The following is a 19259-nucleotide window of genomic DNA, read 5'->3' on the forward strand; positions in this document are numbered from 1 at the left end:
TATCCTGACCGGCGGCAGCGGCCATTGAGCCTGATGACGGTCTGGCGTTTTGAACCGGCCCGCCGGATTCAACCATCCGGGCCTTGCAGAGCGGATGCTTTACAAGGCCCGGATATTTTCACTCGTCAACTGAACGCCCGGATATCTGATTAGCTTTGTACGAGGCAGTCTTGCACGGCTAATCAGGCGAGATGGGCAAACAGGGGGAACTGATGTGCGAATTCTTCAACGTTTTTACGGATTTTTTCAAGTTCCGCCGTGTTGTCCCGCTTTTCAAGCGCCGCAACGATAAACTGACCCACTGTGCGCATGTGATCCTGCTTCATGCCGCGTGTGGTAAGGGCAGCAGTACCCAGGCGTATGCCGGACGTAACGAAGGGCGAGCGCGTTTCAAAGGGTACGGTATTTTTATTGACCGTGATACCTGCCGTATCCAGGGCAATTTCAGCGTCCTTGCCGGTAATATCCTTGTTGGTCAGGTCAACCAGCATGAGGTGGTTATCCGTACCGCCGGAAACAAGGTCGTAGCCCGCTTCGGTAAGGCATGCGGCCAGGGTGGCGGCGTTATCCAGCACCTGCTGCTGATACACCTTGAAGGCTGGGTGCAGCGCTTCGCCCAGAGCAACGGCCTTGGCGGCAATGACGTGCATGAGTGGGCCGCCCTGAATGCCGGGGAAAATCTGGCTATTCAGGATTTTGCCCATATCTTCCGTGGACAGGATCATGCCGCCGCGCGGGCCGCGCAGGGTTTTGTGCGTGGTTGTGGTGGTGATGTGGGCATGCGGAACCGGGCTTTGGTGCAGGCCTGCAGCCACGAGGCCCGCTATGTGGGCCATGTCCACCACAAGCTTCGCGCCCACTTCATCAGCAATGGTGCGAAAGCGGGCAAAGTCAATGGCGCGGGGGTAGGCGCTGGCACCGGCAACAATGACGCTGGGCTTGTGTTCACGGGCTTTGGCGGCCACATCGTCATAGTCGATGCGTCCGGTTTCGCGCTGCACCCCGTACGAGATGACCTTGAAAAGACGCCCGGAAAAGTTCACGGGGCTGCCGTGGGTGAGGTGCCCGCCGTGAGAAAGGTCCATGCCAAGAATGGTGTCGCCGGGTTTGAGAACAGCCAGGTAGGCGGCCATGTTGGCCTGTGAGCCGGAGTGGGGCTGCACGTTGACGTATTGTGCGTCAAAAAGCAGTTTGGCCCTTTCCTGGGCGATGGTTTCCACCATATCCACGTATTCGCAGCCGCCATAGTAGCGCTTGCCGGGATAACCTTCGGCGTATTTGTTGGTCAGTACGCTGCCCTGGGCTTCGCGTACCGCCGTGGAAACAATGTTTTCCGAAGCGATAAGCTCAAGCTTGCCCATCTGCCTTTGCGATTCCAGAGCAATGGCCTTTGCGATTTCCGGGTCTTGCAGCAGAATTTCATCCATGAACGTGGCATCCTTAGTGAAATATACTGCCCGCCACAGTGGCGGGCAGTGTGTGTACTGGGCTGGCCTGGCGGAGAGTACAACGTCCGGCGGCCTGTTACAGGCTTTCGGACGGTTCTGACAAGTCAGGCGGCCGTGGCGATAGCGGGGCCTTTTTTTTTCAGAAGGCGCTGATCAGCGGCCTGGTTGTCCGTGATCTGCGCCGGTTTTTTGTGCGAAATCGCTGTGTGCTGACACATCTGATCCGCGCATGGTGTCTTGCCGAGAGCGGATACCTCCCCCGCAGGAGTTTTCTGAAAATCAAGGTTGCCCCGCAGCGGCGCGGAGAAGTTAAACGCGCACCGCCGGATGCCTGCCGGAAGTATGAGCCGTACCGGCAGGCATGGCGGGCGGCATGCTATTTATCGTTCCACTTCTTCAGGATCAGGCTGGCATTGGTGCCGCCAAAGCCAAAGGAGTTGCACATGGCATACTCACAGGCAATATTTTGGGATCCGTCAGCCATATAGTCGAGGTCGCATTCCGGATCGGGATTTTCAAGGTTGATGGTACCCGGCAGCATTTCATCATGCAGGGCCAGCGCGGTGAAGACAGACTCTATACCACCGGCCGCGCCGAGCAGATGCCCGGTCATGGATTTGGTGGCAGAGATTTTGACCTTCTTGGCGTGGTCGCCGAAAACCAGCTTGATCGCCTTTGTTTCCGTGCTGTCATTGAGCATGGTGGACGTGGCGTGGGCATTGATGTGCCCGATGGCCGAAGGGCCTATCCCGGCTTCGCGCAGGGCGTTTTGCATGGCGCGGGCCATGCCTTCACCATTTTCACAGGGGGCGGTCATGTGGTAGGCGTCGCCCGACGCGCCGTAGCCCACCAGCTCCGCATAGATTCTGGCTCCGCGTTCCTGAGCCGACTCCAGCGTTTCAACAAAGAGCAACCCGGCCCCTTCGCCGATGACAAAACCATCGCGTTTGGCGTCGAACGGGCGGGAAGCCTTGGTGGGATCGTCATTGTACTGGGTGGAAAGCGCTTTGAGCGCTGTAAAGCCGGCCACGCCGAGGGGCGTTACCGTGGCCTCCACCCCGCCGGTGATGACAGCCTTGACCCGGCCCAACAGAATTTCGCTGAACGCGGTACCCATGGCATGAATGGCCGAGGCGCACGCTGTGGTGGTGACAATATTGGGGCCCTTGGCGCCTGTAAAAATGGAAATCTGCCCCGGACCCATGTTTGAAATCAGCATGGGAATCATGAAGGGAGAGATCCTGTTGGGACCGGCTTCCAGCAGTTTGGCGTGATACGTTTCAATAGTGTGCAGGCCGCCAAGGCCGATGCCGAGAATAACGGCGGTGTCATAGGCATTGGCGTCCGTCACTTCATAGCCCGCGTCCCTGAGCAGCATCTGGGCCGAAGCCACGGCAAACTGGGTAAAACGGTCCATGCGCCGCACCTGCTTGGCGGGCATGAAATCTTCGGGCACAAAATTTTTCACTTCTCCCGCGATACGCGAATCGTAGGCGGAAGCGTCAAAAAGCGTGATGGGCGCGATGCCCGACTCGCCTGCGAGCAGTTTTTTCCAGGTGCTCTCAATATCGTTGGCGAGGGGCGTAACGCCGCCAACGCCGGTGATTACTACGCGGGGACGGGTCATGCATGCTCCTTTGGTGCGGGAGGGGGCTTTAGCCCCCTCGCACGCTGCATATCTGGCGAACAAACCTTGGCTATTTCTTTTCTTCGATATAGGCAATGGCGTCCTGAACCTTCAGGATCTTCTGAGCGTCCTCGTCGGCGATTTCGACTTCGAACTCTTCTTCCATGGCCATGATCAGTTCAGTCAGGTCCAGGGAGTCGGCGCCCAGGTCTTCCACGAAGCTGGCTTCGGGCTTGACTTCATCAGCGCTGACGCCCAACTGGTCTACAATGATTTTTTTAACTTTTTCGGCGACATCAGACATAGTATCCTCCAGGTAATTTTAATATCCATCCAAACCCCGGCTTCAGGGCTGTGCCGGGTGCGTCTTCGGTTGTTCTGCTTACGTGTTTTCACGCTAACTGCCTGGCCAACGAACATACCTTGCGTTACTCAGCCGTGCTCTTGCAAGACGGCGGCTGAAACAGGGTTACCCTGGCAGGCCCGGCATTTTGCCGGTTTCTCACAGGCTGCGTTGCAACCGGGAGAATGCCCATCAAGGCAGATATGTTTCGTGGCGCGGATTGTCGGCAACAATCCGCACAGGAGCAGCTAACAGTTTTACTGCAAAACTGCGCTAGCAGTACATGCCCCCATTCACTCCAAGCACCTGTCCGGTAATGTAGGCGGCCTTGTCCGAGGCGAGAAAAGCCACGGCATCGGCCACTTCCTGGGCAGTGCCCATGCGCTTGAGCGGGATAACTTCCTCATAGCTTTTACGCACATCGTCGCCAAGGGCGGCGGTCATGTCCGTTTCAATAAAGCCGGGGGCCACGGCGTTGACCGTGATCTGGCGCGCGGCCAGTTCTTTGGCGCAGGACTTGGTGAGGCCCAGCAGGGCGGCCTTGGCCGAGGCGTAGTTGGCCTGACCGGCGTTGCCCATTTGGCCCACCACCGAAGAAATGTTTACAATACGGCCCTTGCGGGCCTTGCTCATGATTTTGGCGGCCTCGCGGGTGCAGATGAAGGCCCCGCGCAGATTGACATTGATTACCCGGTCAAAGTCCTCATCCTTCATGCGGATAAGAAAACCGTCCTTGGTGATGCCCGCATTGTTCACGAGCACGGCAAGATCAACCTTGTCTTTGATTTCAGTCGTGAAAAAATCGGAAACAGCGGCGCCATCGCTTACATCAAGGGCAAAAGCCCTGGCCTGACCGCCCGCCGCCCTGATTTCGTCCACCACCTGCTCCGCCTCTGCGGGGCGGCTCACATAGGTGAGAAAAACCTGAAAGCCGTCCCGGGCAAGGGTTTGGGCAATGGCCCGCCCTATGCCGCGCGAGCCGCCCGTCACAAGAGCTGTGGGCGTGGCGGTGGGCGTGGAATGCTCTGTACTCATGCTCGTTCTGCCTTTGCTGAAGGTGTCGTTTTATAGCCCTCCCCGGCGGCTGTTTCAATGCTGCCGGAGGGGTGAAAAATGCGCGCGGTTGCACTGCCTCACGGCCGCGCCGTCTTCGGGGCAATGCGTATGCCCGTCCGTCCGGCGGTTTTGCCGGGATGTTTCCGCGTTTTTCGAGGCAGCCGTTATTTCATCGGCTGCACCGCCCGGACAGCAGCAGAGTATACGCCGGAAACGCCGTAGAACGGTGGTAACACCGTTACGGACGCTTTATCAAAGCAAAAAAGACCTAGAAACGCAGCAGGGCCGCGCCCCAGGTCAGGCCGGCGCCGAAGGCGGTGGCAAGTATACGATCTCCGGCCTTGATGCGCCCGGCTGCGCGGGCTTCGGCAATGGCCAGGGGAATAGATGCCGAAGAGGTGTTGCCGTACTTGTCCACGTTGACGAAAACGCGGTCGCCGGTCATGTCCAGGCGGCTGCCTACTGCCTCAATGATGCGCATGTTGGCCTGATGGGGAACCAGCAGGTCCACATCGCCGGTGCTGAGTCCGTTGCGGGAGAGCACGTTTTCGCAGATGTGCACCATGTTGCGCACGGCATGCTTGTAGGTTTCACGTCCTTGCATGGTGATGAAAAAATCGTCTTCAATGGTGTCGCCCTTGGCGTAGCGACTGCTGGTGCCGCCGCCCACCACGATGAGGTCGCTCTGCGTGCCGTCGCTCTGGCAAACCACATCTTCGACACCGGCCAGCACGTTGGACGAGGTACCCGCGACTATGCAGGCTGTGGCCGCATCGCCGAAAAGCACGCAGGTGCTTCTGTCGTCCCAGTTCACACGCCTGGTGAGGGCTTCGGTGCAGACAAAAAGAATTTTGGCTTCCGGCTGGTGAGCCAGAAGGCTGCGGCAGATGGACAGGCCGTACAGAAAGCCCGAGCAGGCCGCGCCGAAGTCAAAGGCCATGACAGGGCCTGCGCCAAGCTGCCCGGCGATGATGCAGGCCACGGAGGGCGAAAGCACGTCCGGGGTGCAGGTGGCGGCGATAACGTGGGTGAGCTCTGCGGGCTCCATGCCCGCATCGGCCAGGGCCTTGCGGGCCGCCTGGAGGCCAAGGTCAGAGGCGTTCTCGTCATCAGCCAGTTTGTGGCGTTGCCGTATACCGGTGCGGGAGACAATCCACTCGTCGTTGGTGTCCACCACCTTGACGAGGTCTTCGTTGGTCAGGACCGCGTCCGGCACATGGGCGCTCAGCGCAAGCAAATGGCAGAGAGGGTTCATTCTGTATACCGTCGGTTAGATGGCGCGGGAGAAGCGGGTGAGCTCCTCGTTGGCCAGGATGGTCTCGGCAAGGCGGCTGTTGGTTCCCTTGCGTACAAATGTGCCGCCCATCTTGATGGCATTGGTCATGGCCAGGGCACTGGAGCGGCCATGACAGACGATGGCCAGGCCCTGAAGGCCCAATAACGGCGCGCCGCCGTATTCGGCATAATCAATGGTGCTGGCAAAGCGCTTGAAGGCCCCTTTGGCGAGCATGCCGCCAAGGGCGGGCAGCACCCCGGAGGTAAAGACCTTCTTGAGCATGCGCACAAGAGAAGCCGCGAGCCCCTCGCTCATCTTCACCACCACGTTGCCCACAAATCCATCGCAGATCACCACATCAAGGTTGCCGGTAAAGATGTCCCGCCCTTCGGCATTGCCCACAAAATTGAGGTTTTGGGCCATCTTCAGAAGCTCGTAGGCCTCTTTTACCTGGCAGTTCCCCTTGCCTTCCTCTTCGCCGATGCTCAGCAGGCTGACCCGGGGCGAGGCATAGCCCAGCAGGTCACGGGCAAAAGCATCGCCCATGAGGCCGAACTGAAAGAGATGGTAGGGGCGGCAGTCCACATTGGCTCCGGCATCAAGCACTACCACGGGGTCTTTTTCCGTTGGCAGCAGCGCAGCCAGCGCGGGGCGTTCCACCCCTTGCAGACGGCCCATAATAAACATGCCGCAGGCCACCGTGGCGCCGGAGTGACCGGCGCTGACCACGGCGTCAGCGGCGCCTTCCTTGACCAGGCGGCAGGCCACCTGGATGGAGGAATTTTTTTTGCGGCCCAGGATGTCCGAAGGTTCTTCGTTCATATGCACCACCTCATCAGCCTGAACAATGTCGTAATGCACGTCTTTGAGGGCGAGCTTTTCCAGCTCGGCCTCCAGCTTGGGGGTGTCACCCACAAGCTGGACGTGCAAGTCGTAAAGACGGGCAGCCTCAATGGCGCCCGGCACCACCACGGAGGGACCGAAGTCCCCGCCCATGGCGTCCACGGCGATGATGGGGCGCTCGTTCATTACTCGTTATCGCTCTTGGCGACTACCTGACGGCCCTTGTACGTGCCGCAACTGGGGCAGACGCAATGGGGCACGGTAGGCTCGCCGCAGGAGCAGTAAATAACGGCGGGAATGGCCACACGGTCATGGGAGCGGCGCATCCCCTTGCGGGAGCGGGATTTTTTGTTCTGTTGCACAGCCATGGTATTCTCCTTTTCCGTCCTTTCGGACACATACAGCAAGGGTATGGCGGCCAGACCTGAAAAAAGGGTCCGCCCGCAAGACTCAGCAGATTAGTAAAAAATTCTGAAAATGTCTAGGCTCAGCATGCAGGAATCCGCCTGTATGCAGCCGCTTTTTACGTCCGTAAAGCCGGGGCGTAAAAGCCGTTGCCCATTCCGGTTTTTGTCTTCCGGGTATCATTTGCCCCGGCTCCAGGCCCGGAAAAACCGCCTCTGCCCATTTTTCAGTTTTTATGCAGGGTAAGCCCGCGCAAAACTGCCATGCGGGGGTCGCCTTCTTCATGCTCGCAGGAGCACATGCCTTCGTTCAGGTTGGCTCCGCAACCGGCGCACAGTCCTTTGCAGGAGGTGGCGCACAGGGGCGTTACAGGCAGAGCCAGCATGAGCTCTTCCCAGCAGATGGCCGCCAGGTCAAGCGTGGGTACGTTATTTACAAAAACAAGACGGTTCTCGGCATCTTCGTCCTGAGTCTGCACGCCCGACAGGCTTGCGCCGCCGCCGGGGCCTTCAAAATCGTCGTCGCCGGGCAACTCCTCAAAATCTTCAAAGCGGGCGCTTATGGAAGAAGGGGACTCTTCGGCGCAACGGCTGCAAGGCAGAACCACCTCGCCCGCAAGGGTGCCGCGCACAAGCCAGCCGCCATCTGTGGGCAGGACATTTATGGTGGCGCTCAAGGGTTTGCTTACCCGGCAATCCATGCCGAATTCCTTCATGGGAGCCTGCCAGATGGCCGGATCATCCAAATGGAATTCTTTGCCTTCGGGCGGCAAATCATTAAGTGATATACGGTAATTCTGCATATTGTACCTCGAAAGTTGGACTACATACCTCTGCCAATACCTGTTGTCAAGAAATGCCGCAAGCCGTTAGCGGCCCGGTTTGGCGCGGTGTTGTGCCAGGCTTCGGTTTTTATTGCGAACACGGGTTGATGGCCATGTTGCACAATAAAAAATTGCCCTCCCGTCTGACACCAGCCGCATCCATATGCCATTCACTAGTGCAAGCCGCTGCCTGCAAGCGGAGCGTCGTCGACATTGCAGCCGCTGTCTGCCTGTCTGTTTCGGCTATTTGCCGCTGAACAGCAGAAGCAGGGCCAAGCCCGCAAAAACAAGGCCTGCCGCGCGGTGTATGAGTATCTGCCCGCCGGGGGCCTTGTTAAACCACTGGGCCAACCTGCCGCCAAGCAGGGCAACGCTGAAAAAAACCACAAGGGTTGCCAGCATGAACAAAAGGCCCAGACCGAGAACCTGGAGGGCCACACTACCCCTGGAGGGATCGCAGAACTGGGGCAAAAAAGCCAGAAAGAAGAGTGAAACCTTTGGGTTGGTCACATTCATGACAATGCCGCGCCGGTACAGGGCCGCATACCCTGGAAAGGGCGCTGCGCCTCCCCCGGTGAGAGCCAGTGAAGCTCCGGCCCTGAAAGAAAGCCAGGCAAGCCACAGCAAGTAGGCCGCGCCCACGGTCTTGAGCAGGGTAAACGCCAGAGGCGAACTTTGAAAAATGGCGGCCACCCCCAGAGCCACGGCAGCCGTGTGCACGCAGAGACCGGTGACCAACCCGAGAGTGGTGACCACGCCTGCGCCTGCGCCGTAAACCGCGGACTGCGTGAGCACAAAAATATTGTCCGGCCCGGGAGCGATGCCAAGAAGAAGCGAAGCGGCGAAAAACGCCAGAGCAACATCCACGGTCAGCATTGTTCGGCATCTCCGTGCAGCAGGTAGGATTTTTTTTTATGGCGCGGGCGCGCCTTGACGGCACGCTCAAGGCGCAGGGCATCAGCCATACATGCGCAGGGTCTGCTGGCCAGCAGGCATACCGGACGCCGCCCGCGCGTATAGCGCGCGCCACCGGGTATGGCGCCGTTATGCTGCGCAAGGCGACGTTCCATATGGCGGGTAATGCCGCAGTCCAGGGATGCGACGGAGCATTCAAGCCGTTAAACAAGCCACAGGCCGGTTGGCATGTCATTCTGGACGATGCCAGCGACCGGCTAGTTGAAGCCCCCGGCAAGCCATGCCGTAACAAGAAAAGAAAGCAGCCAGTTGCCGAGCCGCCAGGGCCAGGGATTGGGAACCTTGCCCGCAGCCATGCTGCGCATCTGGCGCAGCGTACCCGTAATGGAGCCGAGCGTGTGAAAAAAAACAAAACCAAGCCCGGCCAGAAAGCCGAACTGTGCCAGACAGACAAGAAAAATGGCAAAGGTTACGCATGGAGCCAGACAGGCGTTGGCATCATTGCGTTGCGACACCCATATCTGCCCCAGAGGAGACCCCCCGGCCTGAAAGCCTCCCGTCCCGCGCCCGCCGAAGGTGCGACTGTAAAAAAAGCCCCTGCCGCCGGCATTGCTCCCGCCATGCCCCTGGCCGGGGCCGTAAGTCTGATCCTGCCTGTTCTGCTGCTCCTGCCCGTCATCAAGGATAACTTCCGCCTCGAGTACCCGGCGCTGGTCATTGCCGGTATTGCCGTCTTCGGCTTGTGGGCCGTTGTGCTGTATGGCGGGCAGATTGTCATCGTGTCGGGCATGCCCGCCTGAAGATTCGTGGGGGGGCTTGTGCGGGGGATGGCTCATGCTCGACCTCCTGGTCTGTATCCAGGCATTTGAACCTGCATTCAGGTACGCGCCTGTTGCGCTACCTGTTTATTGGCGGCGCAAGGGGTTTTGAACAGTCTTACCTGCCTCGGTTTTTTACTCCTCGCCGTATGAAAACAGGTTTTCGGGGTGGAGCGCAGCAGGTTTGGGACACGAAAGGCGGCCCGTATGAAGAAATTACGATGGTGTTTGCCGTGTTTGTGCCTTCTGGATGGCGGGGCGTCAAGGGGGCAGGAAGGCCCTCATGTTCACTACAGAACATTGAATTGTTAAAAAATAATGTAAAAACAGTTTGATACGTTTGTTGTTTCCCACACGGCGCAAAGCCGCCCTCTGAGATCGGATCTGGTAAAAAATGACGGCGGATCACTACTGGAAATCGTGTATACGCCGGGGCCGGGCCAGGCGTCGCCCTTGCCAAGCCTTTTTCCCGGCGCTACTCTTTATGTATCAGGCCCGGCATGAAGACGGGCCATGAGGAGGTTTTATGAAAAAACACTGTGGTGTGATCGTTCTGGCTCTGGCCCTTTTTCTGTTCCAGGGCATGACTGTGGGCGCTCAGCCTGCGGACCAGGTAGAGCAGAAACTCAACGAAGCGTGGACGGCCTACAATATCGGACAGTATAAAAAGGTTCTGCAACTGGTGCAGCCTCTTGCGTCTGACGGCAATGCCCGCGCACAGATCATCCTTGGCCGCTGCTATGAAAATGGGCTTGGCGTGCCACAGGATATGGAAACCGCCGCCAAGTGGTTCCACCTTGCCGCCGAGCAGAACAACAGCGAGGCCCAGGTGCTCCTGGCCTACCAGTATGAACTGGGCCAGGGCGTACCCAAAGACGATGCAGCCGTGGTCAGGCTTATGACCAGCGCCGCCAATGCGGGTAATGCCGAGGCTTTGTTCAATCTGGCGCTGTACCACGGGCAAGGCAAGTACGGTTTTGCCAAAAATCCCGTGGAGAGTTTCCGTCTGGCAAAAATGGCGGCGGATCAGGGCAATGCCCAGGCGCAGCGCTATGTAGGCGCATGCTATGAATACGGTGTGGGTGTGTCGGAAAATGCCGCCGAAGCACAGGTGTGGTACGGCAAGGCCAAAGCGCAAGGCCTGGAAATAGAAGGTAATGTCTTTAATTTTGTGCGCGAGTACACCATGCCGTAAATTTACGGTTGAGCCTGTATGCGTACGGTTGCGGGGAAAGGCACAGGGCCTGCCCATAGACATTCACGGCATTGCCTGCCGAAATATCGCAGGGTGGCCGCCTTTTCCTGCGGCTTTAGCGCATTTGCAAAGTGAAAAAACTTTGGCGGCTGTGGGGGCAGACGCCAACCGTGGCAAGTGTAAACGCAAGTCAGTTGCGCTGCTAAGCTCCGGAGCGAGCGCAACCTGGCTTTGAGAAGGTATATTTTCAAAGCTAAAATGCTCTATTGAGGCTTGCGCCCTTGTTGTTTGTGCGTTCTCGCCGCGCCGGGTACGGGCAAGTACGGGCGGGGGCGGCAGCGCAGCAGGGGGGCGACGAGTTTGGAAATATTTTTTGGTCATGCCGCATGGTACGCCCTGCGGCATGGGGGCAAGGCGTACGCTGTGTAATGGGGGGGCTGCGCAAAAATATGCGCGGGAGCAACGCCTGCGTAAGCTATGGGCTATGACGCCGTGCCGCGTTCCACCCGGATATGGTTCAGTACCGTCAGACGTTGCAGCAGGGCCTTGAGCGAATAGCGTATCTTTGTCCTGGCGTCTTCCATAAGATCCTGCCTGATTTCCTGAAAAGCCTGTCCCAAGGCTTCCTGAATGTATTCTTTGTTTTTGGCGATGATTTTTTCGCGATTTTTTTCGTTAAGCAGAAACTGGGGCAGCCTTTTTGTGCGGAGAAAATTTTTGCCGAACTTGCCCAGCGCCCACGTGCCTGCAAAAGCCGCCGCGCCGCCCAGCACGGCAGAGACGGGCTCGCCGGTGGTGAGCAGCATTTTTTCGCCAATGGCAAAGGCAGCCACGCCGGGCAGTACGGCAACCACCATAACGTCCATAGTGTTCAGCAAGGTAAGCCGCGATATTTTGAACTGTACGGCATCAAAAGAACTGGTGCTCAGGGTGCGTGCCGAAAAGTTGAGCTTGGGTACAAGGTGCACGCCGTTTGCGCGTAGCCACCGGCTGAACTGCTGGCGCAGCTCCCGTTCTATTTCTGTACGGGCGGCTTCTGTTCGTTCGTGTATGATGGTCAGCAAGCCGGAATCATTGCGTATTTTTTCGCTGATTTCCCGCTCTATTTCTTCCACGGTTTTGCGGGCCTGCTGGGCGGATTCAAGCACTCCCATAATGTCTCTGGCTGCAATGCGTTCTGCGCAGGCGCGCGCGGCCAGTTTGGTATGTTTTTCAAAAATGCCCTGGGCGATACCCGCCACCCGTTGCGAAAAATCTTCGCTCTGCTCTTCAAGCAGGGTTTTTATCTTGAGGTGTGTGTTCAGCAGCATGGGGTACAGGGCAAGACCATAGGCAATGTCCTCATACGTGCGGGGGCTCATGACAATATTGTCTGTGCCGAAAACGTCCCGCACTGCGTCGCGGGCAAAAAACCAGCCGCTGCTGCCGCCGGTAAGAATGATCTTGGCTACGTTTTTCTGCTTTTTGATGTCGTACAGCATATCCTTGAACCAGGATATGAGGGCCACCTCGCGCCCTTGCAGCATGTCTGCCGCGGCGCTGCCGAGAGCGCCCCTGTTGGCATACTGGTGGAGCATGCCCAGAAGAGCCTCCGAAGCTGTGTAGCTTTCCGCAGCGTTGACGATATGCTGCCAGGTGAGGTCGTGCAGATACGCATGTTTTTGCCCGCCCTGCGCGTCATACCAGGAGAGGTGCAGGCTCACGGCGCTGTTGATGTCTTTTTGCAGGATTTTTGAAAAGCGCTCTTTTTCTGCCTTGCACAAGACCCAATGAACGTAATACTCGCAATTGTCGGCCCTGATCTGCTCCAGCAGGTGGGGATTGTGGCGGCAGAAGAGCTGAAAAAAGAGGTCGTCAAACAGGCGTCCGCCCAGCAGGCGGTCGCCGCCGCTCTGGAGGATTTCAGAGTTTTCTGCCAGCGTGAAGTCGCAGGTGCCGCCGCCGAAGTCCAGAATCAGCAGGCTGTGCTCCATATCGTCCAGTTCGATGGTTCCTGACTGGAGGCAGGATATCATGGCCGCGTCGGATTCCCGTATAAGGGCGGGGGGCGGCCAGCCTGCGTTTGTAAAGCATTGTGAAAGAGCCAGGCCGAAGCTTTCGCGCGTGCGCGCCGGAATGCCTACATATATCTGGCTGTCCGGCTCCAGGGTGTCCGGGGGCAGCGCCTCTCGCAGCATGCGCAGAAAATCCGTCATCCAGCGCACGGCCCCGGCCCCGTCTTCGCCTATTTCAGGCTTGAACTGGCAGCGCAGGCTGCGCCGGGACCGCATGGCCGCATTGGCGTAATATTCACTTTCCGCCAGATGGCCGATGAGGCGCGGCATGTCGTCTTCATACAGAATAACGGTTTCCACGCAGCCGTCCGGCGCGCTGGCGCGGGGCAATACTACGGGCTGCGGTGTGGCAGAATGTTTGTGCGCCCCGTAGATGTACGTATTGCTGGTGCCGAGGTCTATGCCGAGTATCTTCATGCCCCGGCCCCCCCGGTGGCTTCTTTCTGCACATGCCCTCTTACAATACTGTCGCCCGCATGCGTATAGCGGCGCAAAATGCGGCAGCGGTCGCCGTTGGCCACAAGGCCCACCGTATCATAAAGCCCGGCGTGGGTTTCTTCATCCCATATGATGTGGCTGTCGCCCTGACTGGGGGCATAGCCCATAAAAACAAGCTGTTCTGAAAGAAAATGCCTGCTTTGGTCATCCATGCCATCCAGAAGGTGAACAACCCCAAGCGCCAGCGGGCAGTCGTTCCTGGGGCATTTACCAGCATGCCGGGGCTGATGCCCGGTCTCCCTGAGAGCGTCAATTTCTGTATGCAGATTGTCCCACACCGAAAAAAAAGTGGCGAGATAGCGTGCGCGGTCCTGCGCCTGACGACGCAGAGAAGGCCTGAAGGCCTCCACGTCCAGAGAGGTGGTCTTTTTGGCAAGCAGAACGAAAAGAAAGGCCGCCCCCAGCAGCAGATACAGACGCTTGAGCAGGCCCGGCCCGCGGCCTGTGCCAAAGACGGCGCTTTTGAAGTCCGCCCAGGAGGTGAGACGCAAAATGCCCGCGGCAAGGCTGGCGGCGAAGGTGACGAGGGCCCCCAGGCCCAGAAAAGTCAGCAGGCGGGTGCGGGCCTTCGGGTTACCTGACAGGTATTCCGCGCCGTAAAGCATGCCGAGCACCGTCCCCACACGCAGGATGCCCCCGCCCATATCAATGAGGCCGAGCAGGCCGGACAAAAGGCCCCCGGCAAAGAAACCAAGAAAAACAATGCCAGCCATACTGAGCAGGGAATATCTTTTTACGTAGAGGGCGTCGGTGGAAAAATTCGGCATGTCACGGGCAAGGCCCCAGCGTAGTTCTTCCGGAATATCCGCCCAGGCGGACTTTGAGGCGCACTGGGCAACCAGGTCTTCCTTGAGGTCTGCAAGCAGTTGGCGGTGCTGCGCGTAATCGCCGGGAAAGGACGCTATTTTGTCGAGAGTTTCATCCGCAAGGGCGTCGATATGGGGAGCGGATGCAACGGTATTCGTAGTGGTCATACTGTCTGTCCCGTTTGCTGTGGTACTGATGGCGGGGCTTGGTGGTAGTGCGGCATGCCCGGTTTTGCAAAAAAAGAGGCCGCGTAGCGCAGAATGCCTGTAAAAAGTAGCGCACACTGTTGCCAAGTCAAGGGCGGCGCGGTTCACGGGGAGTGGGGCCTGTGTAGATGCGCGTGTGCTCATATTGCCGCAAGGCCTGTCAGCAATGCGTTAGCGCGCAGCCACAGGGCGGAATCAAAGGCGTTCGGGTGGAACGGGCAGTGTTCTGCTGCTTTGGGGGAAGATGCATCAGGCTCGTGTGCCGCGGGCGCGGGCGTGGCCGCAAGCATTGCGGCCAATCCAATATGGCGGCGGCGTGAGCGTCCTGTTTTGCGGGTATGGTTGTGCTGCAAAGCGGCAGCAGGTTGCGACAAAAACAGCATGGCCGACTGGCTGTGTTGACAGCCGCCGGAAAAGGCGTTTGCCGCATGGGCCGGACGCCCTGGGACGTGCCAGGGATGTGCCGGGGTCTTGCCGTGATGCGCCGGAACGGCATTCCGCGCATGAGACGGCGGCAAGCAGTAATGTCAGGCCTGGCGGGCGATGTCGGCTGTGCCGCCGTTTACGGCCCGGAGAAGATCCTGTGGCGACAGGCAGATCTGCACGCCGCGCAGGCCAGCGCTTATGTAGACGCTGTCTTGCCCAAGGGCGCTGGCGTCCACAAAAACAGGATAGTCTTTCTTGCCGCCCAGCGGGGAGCAGCCGCCGCGCACATATCCTGTGAGGGGGCGCACATCCTTGAGGTGAACCATTTCCGTATGTTTGTTGCCCGAGGCGGCAGCAAGAGCCTTGAGGTTCAGTTCCGTACCGGCAGGTATACAGGCCATGAGCACGCCTGTTTTGTCCCCACGGACAACCAGGGTTTTGAAAACACGCTGTGGCTCTACCCCGAGCTGCTGGGCCATGGTGACGGCGGAAAGGTCGTTTTCGTCTACGGCAACCTGGTGCAGGGTGTGGGCTATCCCCTGTTTTTCCAGCTGGCGGGCGGCATTGGTCTTGGATATTTTGGCGGGCATATTTTTTTCTGGTTCTGGAGGCGGCGCGGGTTTGTTCATCAAAGGTCAAGCCACTGAACTATCTTGTTGCGCAGTGTTACCAGATTAAAGGGTTTGGCAAGATAATCGTCCATGCCTGAATGCATGATTTCATCCATGGTTTCGGGCATGGCTACGGCTGTCATTGCGATGATGGGCAGCGCTTTGCCGTGTGGCTCTTTGGGCAGATTACGGCGGATTTCACGGGTGGCGTGCAGACCGTCCATGACGGGCATATATACATCCATAAAGATCATGTCATAGCATGTTTGCAGCGCCATGTGCACGGCTTCACGGCCGTTATGGGCAAGGTCGCACTCAATGTTGAGGTGACGCAGCATGGCTCTGGCTATCTCCTGATTGATCTCGTTGTCTTCTACCAGAAGAATCTTGAGGTCTTCGGCGTTTTGCAGGGGCAAAACGCCGTGCGTTTCATCGCTGGTTTCACAATAGATATTACGGGCGGGGGTACACGGTATGTGCAGGTGAAAGCACGAGCCTTCTCCAAGCCTGCTTTCGCACCACAGCCGGCCCTGCATAAGCTCGGCAATACGTTTGCATATGCTCAGGCCCAGGCCCGTGCCGCCAAAGCGGCGGCTGATGCTCGAGTTGGCCTGCGTATAGGGATCAAAAAGGTGCTGCTGGTATTCTTGGCTTATGCCCATACCCGTATCTGAAACTTCAAAGTGCAGCCAGTCGCCGTCGTCGTTCTGTTGACGGCGGATGCGCAGCCCCACCTTGCCCCTGGCGGTAAACTTGACCGCATTGCTCATGAGGTTGAGCAGCACCTGTTTGAGGCGCAGGCTGTCGCCCCAGAGCTTGAGCGGCACATCATCATCCAGGAGGCAATGATACTCAAGCCCTTTCTGCTCCATGGCAAAGCGTACGGATGTGTGAACGAAATCCAGCACTTCTTCTACCATAAAGTTGACGTTTTCCAGCTCCATCTTGTTGGCCTCGATTTTTGAAAGGTCGAGAACATCGTTGATGATGGCCAGCAGGTTTGTGGAAGAAGAACGGATTTTCAGCAGATATTCTTTGAGTTCTCCGTCCGGGCCGCTTTGCAGGGCCAGATGGGTAAGGAAGATGATGCCGTTGCGAGGGGTGCGGCTTTAGAGACTCATATGGGCCAGAAATTCCGTTTTGGCCTGAGAGGCAATAACGGCTGACTGCTTTTCATGCCGGGTGCGCAGTATGTCGGTTATATCGGTGCTGATGGAAAGCCGCACGGGCCTGTCGTGGTCCCATTTGATCACCTTGTCCACCACGGTATACGTGCGGTTGGTGACCTCGTTCTGGTAGGTCCACTGATAGGCTTCGCCTGTGCGGCGGATAATGGGATTGGTGCAGTAGGGGCAAGGGTTGTCCTTACCCATAAGCCTTTTATGGCAACTGTCTTCTTCGTGCTTTTGCGGTGCGGGAAATGTCTCTTCAGTGCTTTTATTGGAGAAAAGAATCTTGTTCGTTTCCATATCCACGATGCATACGGGATTGGGGAATGCGTCAAGAATATCATGAAGCTGTTTGTGCTTTTGGCGCAACCTGCCGTAAAGACGAAAATGGGTGAGCACCATGGCCAGGATGTTGCTTAACAGGTGGGATATGTTTACATCATCCTGGGACCAGCCTTGCCCGGAAATGCGCCTGGTGAGGCAGATGCCGCCGCAAAGCCCGCCTTCGTGAACAATGGGAATACACAGGGCAGCCTTGACCTGACGCGCGAGAAAAAACTTTTTTTGCGGGCTTTCGGGCATCTGCCCGGTATCAGAAATGCAAAACTCTTTACGCTGCAAAAAAATATCGAGCAGGGGGGCCATGTCGTCCAGCGTGGGCAGGGGCAGCGGGCAGGCGGCGCTGGGTACGGAGCTTGTCCATACAAATGGCTCGGCCCACCGGTTGTTGGCGTATTCCAGAAGAACGACCTGCCCGCAGTGCAGGGTTTCACCCATACTGGCGAGGCTGGCATGCAAAAAAGGGTCTTTGCGGTAATGCAAAAGTGCTGAGCTGGAAATTTCCAACGCCAAAATCATAGGGTTGACGCCGGGACCGTCTGGGGCCTTGCTGTGAACTGGCATGCGGCACTCCGTAAAGGTTAAGATTTCCAGCGACATTGGCCTGATAACATAGGTGCAGTCCGTGAAAAATAAAAATCACCAGGCCGCGGCATAGGAAACGTCTGGCCCGCGGCGTGCCGCTTGCGGCAGAGGCACTTTTTCGTCCTGCGTCTGGAAAAAAGGTACACGCATCAGGCGGTTACGATGAAGTAGGAACTAAGGAGCCAGCATATCCGGATAAAGTAATATGTGTCAATAAAAAGAGTACTATAGAGCAGATGTTTACTTAGTGCGAACTCCAGAGTCTGATCAGCGTTCGGGTCAGTTCTTCCCTTTTTTCCTGTTCCAGAAGGCGCAGTTTTTCAACCAGCCCGGCGGCTTTTTCCTGAAGCCGGGGCAGATCCCCTTCATTGCTGATGACCAGATCGCAGGCGGCCATTTTGCGGTCTTCAGGCCATTGCCATGCCTCAAGGGCGGCCATTTTTTCCTGATTCCAGCCCCTGTGTTCCGCCGTGCGCGCGCTGCGCAGGGGCAGGGGGCAATGCACGCCCACACTGAGCGGCACAGGGCTGAAAACCTGCTGCCAGCCACACTCGAAATAAAGCGGAATTTCGGCGGCGGCCAAAGGAACTTTCGCGTTTTCCTGCTGCTGCCAGAAATCAGTAATGCGTTGCTGTGTCAGGGCATGAACGGTCTGTTCCACATCACGGCGGAGAACGGGGTCTTCCCGCATGGCGGCCATGAGGGCGGTTCTGTCAACAGCGCCGTCGGCCCCGAGCAGGCCGCCGCGCAGACGGCCGATCCACTGGCTACCGGCGCCTCCCGGAGCGTAAAGATCAGCCACCACATCATCGGCGCTGATGACAGGTACGCCCAGCGCGACCAGGCCGGCCGACAAGGCTGATTTGCCGCTGCCTGGGTTACCCGTGATTACCAGCCGCTGCATACGTTGCGTGGCGGCCAGTGCGGCATCCGGCATGTCTTGCGGCGGCGGGCAGATAAAATGCATGTCTTCGCCGCTTGCAGGGTGTGCAAAACCCAGCCGCCAGGCGTGCAGCATCTGGCGGGGAGCCATGTTCTGCACAGCTTTGGGAGCGTAAAGCCTGTCGCCCAGCAAGGGATAGCCCAGATGCGCCATGTGCACCCGGATCTGATGGGTGCGCCCTGTATGGATGCGCACGGCCAGCAGCGATACGCTGCCGTCATCCGTACTCCAGAGTCTGCGCCATTCTGTAAATGCATTTCTGCCGCCCTGGTCTTCCGGAACCACGGCCATTTTTATCTTGGCTGTGGGATGCCGCCCCAGCGGTTCGCGGCACTGGCCTTCAAGCGGCGGCAGACCGCTTGCAAGGGCCAGATATTCCTTGTGGACCTGGCGCTCGGCAAAGGCTTCAGCCAGCGCCAGGCAGTCGGCTTCTGTAAGAGCGACCACCAGCAGGCCGCTTGTGTCCTTGTCCAGGCGGTGTACAATGCCGGGCCGCTGCCCTTCGAGTCTGGACAGTTGCGGAAAGCGCCCCAGAAGGCGCTGTACCAGCGTCTGCTCCGGGCAGGACGGACAGGGATGAACCGTAAGGCCCGCGGGTTTGTTGCAGACCACAAGGTGGTCATCCTGCCAGAGCAGTTCCAGATGCCCTTCTTCGGGTTGAAGGCGGTCCGAATGTTCCGGCAGGTTCAGGATCACTGTCTGGCCCATGCGCATTTTGGCCGCGGGGCGTTTTTCAGGCAGCCCATCCACGGTACAGCAGCCGGATTGCACGGCCTTTTGCAGGGCTGCCCGTGAAAGTTCCGGAACCGCTGCGCCCAGTATGCGGTCAAGGCGCTGGCCCGTTTGCTCTGCTGTTATTTCCAGTTGCATCT

The 19259-nt window shown here is 58.1% G+C and carries 18 protein-coding genes and 1 pseudogene; 1 reads left to right on the forward strand and 18 read right to left on the reverse strand.

The window, feature by feature from the left end; genetic code table 11:
- Positions 1-182: 182 nt before the first annotated feature.
- The 11 genes from glyA to QZ377_RS03625 all read right to left on the reverse strand — a co-directional run bounded on the left by glyA (position 183) and on the right by QZ377_RS03625 (position 9572).
- Positions 183-1427, reverse strand: coding sequence for a serine hydroxymethyltransferase (glyA, locus tag QZ377_RS03575; RefSeq protein ID WP_291439606.1), 1245 nt, complete (start codon positions 1425-1427; stop codon positions 183-185).
- A gap of 397 nt (positions 1428-1824) precedes the next feature.
- The gene (gene fabF, locus QZ377_RS03580; RefSeq protein WP_291439607.1) at positions 1825-3075 is read right to left on the reverse strand and encodes a beta-ketoacyl-ACP synthase II; all 1251 of its coding nucleotides are present in this window, start codon (positions 3073-3075) and stop codon (positions 1825-1827) included.
- Positions 3076-3145: 70 nt separating this feature from the next.
- Positions 3146-3379: an acyl carrier protein gene (gene acpP, locus QZ377_RS03585; protein ID WP_012625238.1), complete on the reverse strand. Its 234-nt coding sequence runs from the start codon at positions 3377-3379 to the stop codon at positions 3146-3148.
- 312 nt (positions 3380-3691) lie between these two features.
- Complete coding sequence (gene fabG, locus QZ377_RS03590) at positions 3692-4453, reverse strand: 3-oxoacyl-[acyl-carrier-protein] reductase (protein WP_291439612.1); 762 nt, start codon at positions 4451-4453, stop codon at positions 3692-3694.
- 289 nt (positions 4454-4742) lie between these two features.
- Positions 4743-5729 carry a beta-ketoacyl-ACP synthase III gene (locus QZ377_RS03595; RefSeq protein WP_291439613.1) on the reverse strand — a complete coding sequence of 329 codons (987 nt, stop codon included), beginning with the start codon at positions 5727-5729 and terminating at the stop codon, positions 4743-4745.
- A gap of 15 nt (positions 5730-5744) precedes the next feature.
- On the reverse strand, positions 5745-6779 hold the full coding sequence (plsX, locus tag QZ377_RS03600) for a phosphate acyltransferase PlsX (protein WP_291439615.1): 1035 nt from the start codon (positions 6777-6779) through the stop codon (positions 5745-5747).
- On the reverse strand, positions 6779-6961 hold the full coding sequence (gene rpmF, locus QZ377_RS03605; protein WP_012625234.1) for a 50S ribosomal protein L32: 183 nt from the start codon (positions 6959-6961) through the stop codon (positions 6779-6781). The genes plsX and rpmF overlap by 1 nt, the downstream gene beginning before the upstream one ends.
- Positions 6962-7224: 263 nt before the next feature.
- Entirely contained in the window at positions 7225-7800 is a 576-nt protein-coding gene (locus tag QZ377_RS03610) for a DUF177 domain-containing protein (protein WP_291439617.1), read from the reverse strand.
- Positions 7801-8064: 264 nt separating this feature from the next.
- On the reverse strand, positions 8065-8697 hold the full coding sequence (locus QZ377_RS03615; RefSeq protein WP_291439619.1) for a LysE family translocator: 633 nt from the start codon (positions 8695-8697) through the stop codon (positions 8065-8067).
- The gene (locus QZ377_RS03620) at positions 8691-8915 is read right to left on the reverse strand and encodes a GIY-YIG nuclease family protein (protein ID WP_291439750.1); all 225 of its coding nucleotides are present in this window, start codon (positions 8913-8915) and stop codon (positions 8691-8693) included. The genes QZ377_RS03615 and QZ377_RS03620 overlap by 7 nt, the downstream gene beginning before the upstream one ends.
- Positions 8916-8993: 78 nt before the next feature.
- Positions 8994-9572: a hypothetical protein gene (locus QZ377_RS03625; protein WP_291439621.1), complete on the reverse strand. Its 579-nt coding sequence runs from the start codon at positions 9570-9572 to the stop codon at positions 8994-8996.
- Positions 9573-10080: 508 nt separating this feature from the next.
- On the opposite strand from QZ377_RS03625, the gene QZ377_RS03630 reads away from it, so the two are divergent.
- Entirely contained in the window at positions 10081-10749 is a 669-nt protein-coding gene (locus QZ377_RS03630; protein ID WP_291439622.1) for a tetratricopeptide repeat protein, read from the forward strand.
- Between the two features lie 482 nt (positions 10750-11231).
- Here QZ377_RS03630 and QZ377_RS03635 read toward each other — a convergent pair whose 3' ends face one another.
- The 7 genes and pseudogenes from QZ377_RS03635 to QZ377_RS03665 form a co-directional block, all read right to left on the reverse strand.
- A complete protein-coding gene (locus QZ377_RS03635; protein WP_291439623.1) occupies positions 11232-13220 on the reverse strand; it encodes a molecular chaperone in 1989 nt (662 codons plus the stop codon).
- Positions 13217-14275, reverse strand: coding sequence for an adenosine deaminase (locus tag QZ377_RS03640; protein ID WP_291439624.1), 1059 nt, complete (start codon positions 14273-14275; stop codon positions 13217-13219). The genes QZ377_RS03635 and QZ377_RS03640 overlap by 4 nt, the downstream gene beginning before the upstream one ends.
- Positions 14276-14841: 566 nt before the next feature.
- Positions 14842-15330 carry a Cys-tRNA(Pro) deacylase gene (ybaK, locus tag QZ377_RS03645; RefSeq protein ID WP_291439626.1) on the reverse strand — a complete coding sequence of 163 codons (489 nt, stop codon included), beginning with the start codon at positions 15328-15330 and terminating at the stop codon, positions 14842-14844.
- Positions 15331-15368: 38 nt separating this feature from the next.
- A complete protein-coding gene (locus QZ377_RS03650) occupies positions 15369-16295 on the reverse strand; it encodes an ATP-binding protein (protein ID WP_291439629.1) in 927 nt (308 codons plus the stop codon).
- An 18-nt stretch (positions 16296-16313) separates the two neighbouring features.
- A pseudogene (locus QZ377_RS03655) lies at positions 16314-16445 on the reverse strand (histidine kinase dimerization/phospho-acceptor domain-containing protein); the annotation flags it as partial.
- Positions 16446-16460: 15 nt separating this feature from the next.
- Positions 16461-17423 carry a GAF domain-containing protein gene (locus QZ377_RS03660; protein ID WP_291439630.1) on the reverse strand — a complete coding sequence of 321 codons (963 nt, stop codon included), beginning with the start codon at positions 17421-17423 and terminating at the stop codon, positions 16461-16463.
- 265 nt (positions 17424-17688) lie between these two features.
- Positions 17689-19257 (reverse strand): dephospho-CoA kinase, encoded by a 1569-nt coding sequence (locus QZ377_RS03665; protein WP_291439752.1) that lies wholly within the window; start codon positions 19255-19257, stop codon positions 17689-17691.
- Between the last annotated feature and the right edge of the window lie 2 nt (positions 19258-19259).

The sequence above is a fragment of the Desulfovibrio sp. genome (genome assembly GCF_019424165.1).
In the GTDB taxonomy this organism is placed as follows: domain Bacteria; phylum Desulfobacterota; class Desulfovibrionia; order Desulfovibrionales; family Desulfovibrionaceae; genus Desulfovibrio.